Raw genomic sequence first — 7,181 nt, forward strand, 5'->3', positions numbered from 1 at the left:
TGAACATCTGAAAAGGCATATAGTGCCAAAAAATAAAAAGCCAAACCTATCACAAATGCATATATAATAAGCCGATAACTCTCCAGAAATGATTTCAGTTTACTCATGATTTCTCCAATATTTTTGAATATTGGATAATAGCATAAAGTTTAAAAAATTACAGTATAATAGGGCAAAAAGGAGCCATAATATGGAAGCTCTACAATATGAAAATTTTCAATACTACAAATACAGAGACTACAAAAAATGGGAGGGGCGTTGGGAGCTTATAGATGGTATACCCTACGCAATGGCTCCTGCTCCATATCCAAAACATCAAAGAGTAGTAGTTCACTTTTGGAGAGAGCTTGATAGAAACTTGGTGTGTTCTGATAAAAGTTGTGAAGTCTATATAGCCCCAGTGGATTGGAAGATAGATGATAGCACCGTGGTGCAACCTGATGTAGCACTCTTTTGTGAAGATATAAGAAAACAATTTTTCTCAAAAACCCCACCACTTATTGTTGAGGTACTATCAAAATCAACAGCACTCAAAGATGTAACTACAAAGATGAAACTATACGAGAGAGAGGGTGTGCAGTTCTATATTATAGTTGAGCCAAATTTGGAGATAAGCGATATATTTAGACTTGTTGGTGGTAAGTATAAGCTTATGAAGAAAGCTACTAAAGAGGATAGTTATAAATTTGAGCTTTCTGATGAGTGTAGTACAGAAGTGGATTTTTCTACGATTTTTTGATTTAGATTCTTGCAAAACTAGGAAACGATGGCTTTATCCTTGTCATGTTCGGGACTGAAGTCAAATGCCAATGAATTAAGCTTTTTTTGAACCAAATAGTTCGGGTGTAAACACGCCGATTCCAAAAATGCGGATTGCATATAAGGAAACGATGGCTTCAGCCTCGCTAATTCATTGGCATTGGACTGAAGTCTCCGATTCCAAATGAGTTTTGCAAGAAATCTGATATATTTTCGATAACAACAAGAATAAACAGATAGAATATGAATATAATCTAAAAGGTATCAAAAATGGAACAGGCAACAGCTCTAAATATCCTAAAATCGGGATTTAATGTCTTTATCACAGGTTCAGCAGGTACAGGAAAAACTTATCTGCTAAACCAGTATATCCAATACCTAAAAGAGCGACAAGTCATCCCTGCTATCGTCGCACCCACAGGGATAGCTGCCTCTCATCTAAAGGGTCAAACTATCCACTCCTTTTTTGGTATAGGGATTCGTGAGGTTGTGGAAGATGGATTTATTGAGGTGCTACTACAGAGAAAATACCTACGCACACGCTTTAATGCACTTGATATATTGATTATAGATGAGATTTCGATGGTCTCTCCTGAGCTCTTCTCATCTATGGATAGAGTGCTTCAAGCTTTCAAAAACTCGTCTAAACCTTTTGGAGGTGTTCAGGTTATCGCTTCTGGTGATTTTTTTCAGCTTCCTCCTATCTCCAAAGTACCAAAAGAGAAACGATTTGCTTGGCAGTCTCCATCTTGGAGAGATTTGGACTTTAGAACCTGTTACTTAGAGGTGAAATTTAGACAAGATGATGACAAACTAATAAGGGTACTTGATGATATACGAAGAGGAGTTATCAGTGAACTCTCATATCAGATACTAAACGATAGACATCTGCGTGAGCTTAATACAGACTATAAACCCACCAGACTATATACACACAATCTTGATGTAGATAGAATCAATAGTCTCGAACTTGAAAAGATAACTCTTCCACCTAGAGATTATAGTCACATTTCAAGAGGGTCAAAGAAAAATATAGAGAAGATATTCAACTCATCTCTTGTTCTAGAGAACTTAAGTCTGAAAAAAGGTGCTGTTGTTATCTTTATCAAAAATAGTCTAGAACAGGGGTATGTAAATGGAACCACAGGTGTGGTAGTTGGTTTTAGCAAAAGTGATGGAATGCCTATTGTCAAAACCTCATCAGGAAAAAAAATTTTCGTAGGTCTTGATGAGTGGTCTATAGAGAATGAAGATGGAGAGATAATCGCTACAATATCCCAAGTTCCACTGCGTCTGGCATGGGCTATCACTATCCACAAATCACAAGGGATGACACTTGACGCTGCAGAGATAGACTTGGGTAGAACCTTTGAAGTGGGTCAAGGGTATGTTGCACTATCACGAATAAAAAATATTGATGGGCTACGGCTGATGGGATTAAATGATATGGCACTAACGGTAGACCCACTAATTCTAAAAATAGATGACCGAATCAAATCTGCTTCACAAAGAGCCAAAAAAGAGGTAGAGGCGTTTTTGAATCTTGACAAGATACAGAGAAATCATATCTTGGCATCTGGAGGGACGATTGATGAGTCTAATATTAGAGATGATAGAAAAAGAAAATTTGCTATAAAAGATAAAAAAATTCCTACACATATACAGACAAAAAATCTTATCGACAAAGTAGATAGCATCAAAGAGATAGCAAAAGCTAGAGGTGTGACAGAGAAGACGATTGTTGGTCACCTAAGTAAATTAAAAAAACAAGATAGCTCTTTAGACTTATCAAAATTCAAACTAGATTCAAAAAATTTTGAGATTACTATAAGTAATATAAAAAAAATAAAGGCAACAAAAAATGAGAAATATTTTACAGAAGAGGGAAGGCTTAAACTACAAGAGGTTTTTCATGGGCTAAATAGAGAGGTGAGTTATAATGAGATTCGTTTAGCTATTTTATTTGTCTAGTGTGGATATCTCTACCCACAAAAAATATTTAGGAACCGATGGCTTTAGCCTCGTTTTGTTTGGGACTGAAGTCTCCGATTCCAAAAAGTCCAATATTAGTTAGTCTCTTGATTTACAATCTTATTTGCTTTAATCCAAGGCATCATATCTCTAAGTCTCTCACCAGTTTTTTCCAGTTGAGTCTCTTTTAGATTTCTTCTCTCAGCATTCATTCTAGGATAACCAGCTTGACCTTCAAGCACAAAGTCTTTTGCAAACTGACCATTTTGAATCTCTTTAAGAATATCTCTCATAGCTTTTTTGGACTCTTCGTTAATAACTCTTGGTCCACTTACCATATCACCATACTCAGCTGTGTTTGAGATAGAGTATCTCATATCTGCGATTCCACCCTCAAAGATAAGGTCAACAATAAGTTTTGTCTCATGAAGACACTCAAAATATGCCATCTCTGGTGGATATCCTGCTTCTGTAAGAGTCTCAAAACCAGCTTGAATAAGTGCCGTGATACCACCACAAAGAACTGCTTGTTCACCAAAAAGGTCAGTCTCTGTCTCATCTTTGAATGTAGTCTCGATAATACCTGTTCGTCCACCACCAATAGCTGATGCGTAAGATAGAGCAACCTCTTTGGTATCTCCACTTGGGTTAGCTCCGATAGCAATAAGGTCAGGAATCCCACCACCTCTTACAAACTCACTTCTTACAGTGTGACCAGGAGCTTTTGGAGCTACCATCATTACATTGATGTCTGATGCAGGGTTAATTCTACCATAGTGAATAGAGAAACCGTGACCAAATGCGATAATCGCACCTGATTTTAGGTGTGGAGCAATCTGTGCCTCATAAATCTCTTTTTGATTCTCATCTGGAAGTAAAATCATAACAATGTCACCCTTTGCAGATGCCTCCTCAAGAGTTAATACTTCAAAACCTTTTGCCTCTGCTTTTGCCCATGAGCTACCATCTTTTCTTAGACCAATAACAACATCAACACCACTGTCTCTTAAGTTTTCCGCATGTGCGTGTCCTTGGCTACCAAAACCAATCATTGCCACTGTTTTTGATTTAATAATATCTAAGTTACAATCTTTATCATAATATACATTTAAATGTTCCATCGTTTTCCTTGTACTGTTTAAAAAATTTCGCGATTATAGCGTAAGGTTGCTTATACACTTAAAATAATTATGGGTATAATATACTTTAACGAATTATATTTATTTTGGAGATATTATGTTAGAATTTTTAACCGAAAATCTACTCTGGTGGCACTGGATTATATTTGGTATTTTGCTTATTACTGTTGAGATATTTATAGGCACATTTTTTATGCTTGGATTGGGAGTTGCGGCCATTATTGTAGGGGCAATAGTTTTTTTCTATCCTTTAACTTTGGAGATAGAGCTTATAATATGGATGCTATTATCTCTAGTCTCTATTGCGATATGGTTCAAATATCTAAGAGACAAAAGCGTAGAGAACTCTGGACAATCCAACTACTCACTAAAGACTAGAGGAACTATAGAGGAGCCAATATCTGCTTATGGTAGAGGAAAAGTTAAATTTGATAGACCAGTTTTGGGTAATACCATTTGGCATGCTACTGCTAATCATGATATTAGCTTGACAAGTCGCGTCAAGATTATTGAGGTAAAAGGTCAACTCATAGAGGTTGAAGAGATTTAAAACACTTGGAATCGGAGACTTCAGTCCCGAACAAAACGAGGCTAAAGCCATCGGTTCCTTATATACAATACTGAATTTTCGGAATCGGCGTGTTTACACCCGAACTAGCGAGGCTAAAGCCATCGGTTCCAAAAAAATAGAATAAAAGGAATTTAAAATGGAAGCTTTAAATATATTAGTCATACTACTCATCGGTCTCATTGTCACTCTATACAAAGGAATCAAAATTGTCCCCCAAGGCGAAGAGTGGGTTGTGGAGAAACTAGGAAAATTCAGTAAAACGCTCACCCCTGGGCTAAATCTCATTATCCCATTTATAGAAGATGTAAGAGCTAGAATCTCTACACGAGACATCATCATGGACATTCCTCAACAAGAGGTAATCACCAAAGACAACGCCGTTATCCGTACCAATGCCATCGCTTTTGTGCGTGTTACCAACCCAAAAGATGCTATATATGGCGTTGAAAACTTCAAATTAGCAATCTCTAGTCTTATTATGACCACTCTACGGTCTATTATTGGAGAAATGGCACTAGATGAAGCACTCTCAAATCGTGAGACGATAAAAGCTAGACTAAAAGATAGTATCATAGATGATGTGGCAGATTGGGGAGTGACGGTTAAATCTGTAGAGATTCAAGATATCAACCCAAGTGGCTCAATGCAAGATTCGATGGAACGCCAAGCAGCAGCCGAAAGAGAGCGAAGAGCCATAGAAACCACAGCAGAGGGTAATAAAAATGCAGCGATATTAGAGGCACAAGGAGAGCTAGAGGCAGCTAAACTAGAAGCACAAGCACAAGTAGCTCTAGCAGAAGCATCTGCTAAAGCTATGAAAATGATTGCTCTAGCAACAGATGGCAAAGAACTACCTGCTATGTTCTTGCTTGGAGATAGATATATCAATACTTTAGAGAAGATGACTACATCTCCTAATGCTAAATTTGTAGTTTATCCTGCTGATATTCAATCAGCTATCAGGGGTATGCTAGGCTCTATATCAAAATAGATAAAATTTAAGATTTAGTAGTTATAATCCATATTAAAAAATGGAATAAAATGCACAAAACCATTGGAAAAACGACAAGAGACATTCTAAGCCTAAGAGTCTTAACATTTATCTTCACAATAGGTATAAGCTCTATATTGATATGGGTTACCATACTATGGAGTTTTTGGGAAGAGTTTGAAAACTTCGTAACATCCTATCTCTCATGGATTCCATGGGAATGGGCGCAAGATACAGTTGCATATATAGCTACTCCATTTGTTGGATATACCATGATTATTATCACTATATCCATACTAACATCTCTGTTTTCAGAGAGCCTTCTAATCTCTTTGGCTAAAAAGCACTATCCCAAACATAGAGATATATACTCTGTACCTATTATGGGTTCGATTATTGTAACTCTCAAATCTATTGGAATTTTTATTGTACTATTTATTATCCTCTTTCCTTTTACATTCATTCCTGTGTTAGGTCAAGTTCTTATGCTTTATCTATGGTCTATACTACTAAAAGCACCAACAGTATATGATGTAGGTGGACTATTTATAAATGATAAAAAGCTTCTAAAAAAGAGAAACAAAAAATCAACACTAATAGCTATGATTGCATCTCTATTTAACTATATACCGATACTAAATATCTTTGCACCTATATACGCACAGATAATGTTCCTACACCATATTTTAGGTAACCCTGTTCCAAAGTAATAGGTCAACTCCTCTTCTATCTTGATACAAAAACTCCAAATCTAAATTAACCTCATAAGAGGAGTTATGAGAAGATAGTTTTGGAGTCTGATACTGTAAAATCCAATCAATTTTATCTCGAAGAGCATTTAACATCCCTGCCCCACCCTCTACAAATATAAAAGATGGTTTATCAAAATCTTCTAATTTATCTGTGACTTTCACCTCTCGACCCTCAATAGAAAATAGAGCTATCTCTCTATCAAAATTATCCTCTTTTGAATAGATAGTAATATCAGGTGCATTATCACCTGTAAACCGACAATCAAGAGTAGGTCTATCAACTCTAACTGTATTGCCACCAATCATCATAAGAGAACAGACAGCACGAAACTGATGCACATGCCTAAGCGACTCTTTAGAGCTTAGATACCCCCCACCAATCTTACCATTGGATGTTTGAGCTATCTTAAAAAGCACAAAAGCCCTCTTCTGCCAAATCAAAAATGGCTCTAAAAGTTCCAATGCTTCTTTTTCACAAACAGAGGTCTCAACCTCTATCCCCTGCTCCCTCAATCTCTCCAAACCACCACCATGCCCTTTGATAGGGTCAAGAGTAGCTATAATAACTTTTTTGGGTCTGATATGAGCCAAAAGTGAAGCACAAGAGGGGGTCTGACCCCTATGGGAACACGGCTCTAAGGTTACAAAGATAGTACAATTGGAGAAGAAGTTTTTAGGCAATGAATATAAAAATTCATGGGCTTTGTGAGAGTCAAATTTATCAAACGAAAATTCTTGTTTTGAGATAAATTTATAGGCTTCAAGCAGTGCCAAGACCTCAGCATGAGAAGTTCCTGCTTTTTGATGGGCTTCTATAGCTATGATTTCACCATTGCAACTCACCAATGCCCCAACAGCTGGATTTGGGTAAGTTCGAAGTTGGTATTGCCATGCTTTTTTTATGGCTAGGGTCATGTAGATTTCATTACTATTCATTAATAATCTCCGTAGGGTGCGATTGCCATCGCACCTTTAATTTTTATAAAGAAAATATTACA

Annotated in this window: 7 protein-coding genes; 5 read left to right on the forward strand and 2 right to left on the reverse strand. The window is 36.8% G+C overall.

Annotated features, from left to right (window positions below; all coding sequences use genetic code 11):
* Window positions 1-190: 190 nt before the first annotated feature.
* Together GSY74_RS09540 and GSY74_RS09545 are read left to right on the forward strand one after the other, a co-directional pair.
* On the forward strand, window positions 191-739 hold the full coding sequence (locus tag GSY74_RS09540) for a Uma2 family endonuclease (RefSeq protein ID WP_164664872.1): 549 nt from the start codon (window positions 191-193) through the stop codon (window positions 737-739).
* 290 nt (window positions 740-1,029) lie between these two features.
* Window positions 1,030-2,730, forward strand: coding sequence for an AAA family ATPase (locus GSY74_RS09545; RefSeq protein WP_164664873.1), 1,701 nt, complete (start codon window positions 1,030-1,032; stop codon window positions 2,728-2,730).
* Window positions 2,731-2,825: 95 nt separating this feature from the next.
* Here the strand turns inward: GSY74_RS09545 and ilvC are convergent, their stop codons facing one another.
* Window positions 2,826-3,851: a ketol-acid reductoisomerase gene (ilvC, locus tag GSY74_RS09550; protein WP_164664874.1), complete on the reverse strand. Its 1,026-nt coding sequence runs from the start codon at window positions 3,849-3,851 to the stop codon at window positions 2,826-2,828.
* Window positions 3,852-3,966: 115 nt separating this feature from the next.
* Here ilvC and GSY74_RS09555 point away from each other — a divergent pair, with 115 nt between their 5' ends.
* The 3 genes from GSY74_RS09555 to GSY74_RS09565 all read left to right on the forward strand — a co-directional run bounded on the left by GSY74_RS09555 (window position 3,967) and on the right by GSY74_RS09565 (window position 6,141).
* Entirely contained in the window at window positions 3,967-4,419 is a 453-nt protein-coding gene (locus GSY74_RS09555) for an NfeD family protein (protein ID WP_164664875.1), read from the forward strand.
* Between the two features lie 157 nt (window positions 4,420-4,576).
* Window positions 4,577-5,431 carry an SPFH domain-containing protein gene (locus GSY74_RS09560; RefSeq protein ID WP_164664876.1) on the forward strand — a complete coding sequence of 285 codons (855 nt, stop codon included), beginning with the start codon at window positions 4,577-4,579 and terminating at the stop codon, window positions 5,429-5,431.
* Between the two features lie 50 nt (window positions 5,432-5,481).
* On the forward strand, window positions 5,482-6,141 hold the full coding sequence (locus GSY74_RS09565) for an EI24 domain-containing protein (RefSeq protein ID WP_164664877.1): 660 nt from the start codon (window positions 5,482-5,484) through the stop codon (window positions 6,139-6,141).
* On the opposite strand, the gene ribD is transcribed toward GSY74_RS09565, so the two are convergent.
* Window positions 6,118-7,119: a bifunctional diaminohydroxyphosphoribosylaminopyrimidine deaminase/5-amino-6-(5-phosphoribosylamino)uracil reductase RibD gene (gene ribD, locus GSY74_RS09570; RefSeq protein ID WP_164664878.1), complete on the reverse strand. Its 1,002-nt coding sequence runs from the start codon at window positions 7,117-7,119 to the stop codon at window positions 6,118-6,120. The genes GSY74_RS09565 and ribD overlap by 24 nt on opposite strands.
* Between the last annotated feature and the right edge of the window lie 62 nt (window positions 7,120-7,181).

Source organism: Sulfurovum sp. bin170 (genome assembly GCF_010892395.1).
Classification (GTDB): domain Bacteria; phylum Campylobacterota; class Campylobacteria; order Campylobacterales; family Sulfurovaceae; genus UBA1140.

Bases quoted from the DNA above. Each gene is read 5' to 3' on its own strand.
- GSY74_RS09540 (WP_164664872.1), top strand. From the start codon at position 191: ATGGAAGCTCTACAATATGAAAATTTTCAATACTACAAATACAGAGAC.
- GSY74_RS09545 (WP_164664873.1), top strand. From the start codon at position 1,030: ATGGAACAGGCAACAGCTCTAAATATCCTAAAATCGGGATTTAATGTC.
- ilvC (WP_164664874.1), bottom strand. From the start codon at position 3,851: ATGGAACATTTAAATGTATATTATGATAAAGATTGTAACTTAGATATT.
- GSY74_RS09555 (WP_164664875.1), top strand. From the start codon at position 3,967: ATGTTAGAATTTTTAACCGAAAATCTACTCTGGTGGCACTGGATTATA.
- GSY74_RS09560 (WP_164664876.1), top strand. From the start codon at position 4,577: ATGGAAGCTTTAAATATATTAGTCATACTACTCATCGGTCTCATTGTC.
- GSY74_RS09565 (WP_164664877.1), top strand. From the start codon at position 5,482: ATGCACAAAACCATTGGAAAAACGACAAGAGACATTCTAAGCCTAAGA.
- ribD (WP_164664878.1), bottom strand. From the start codon at position 7,119: ATGAATAGTAATGAAATCTACATGACCCTAGCCATAAAAAAAGCATGG.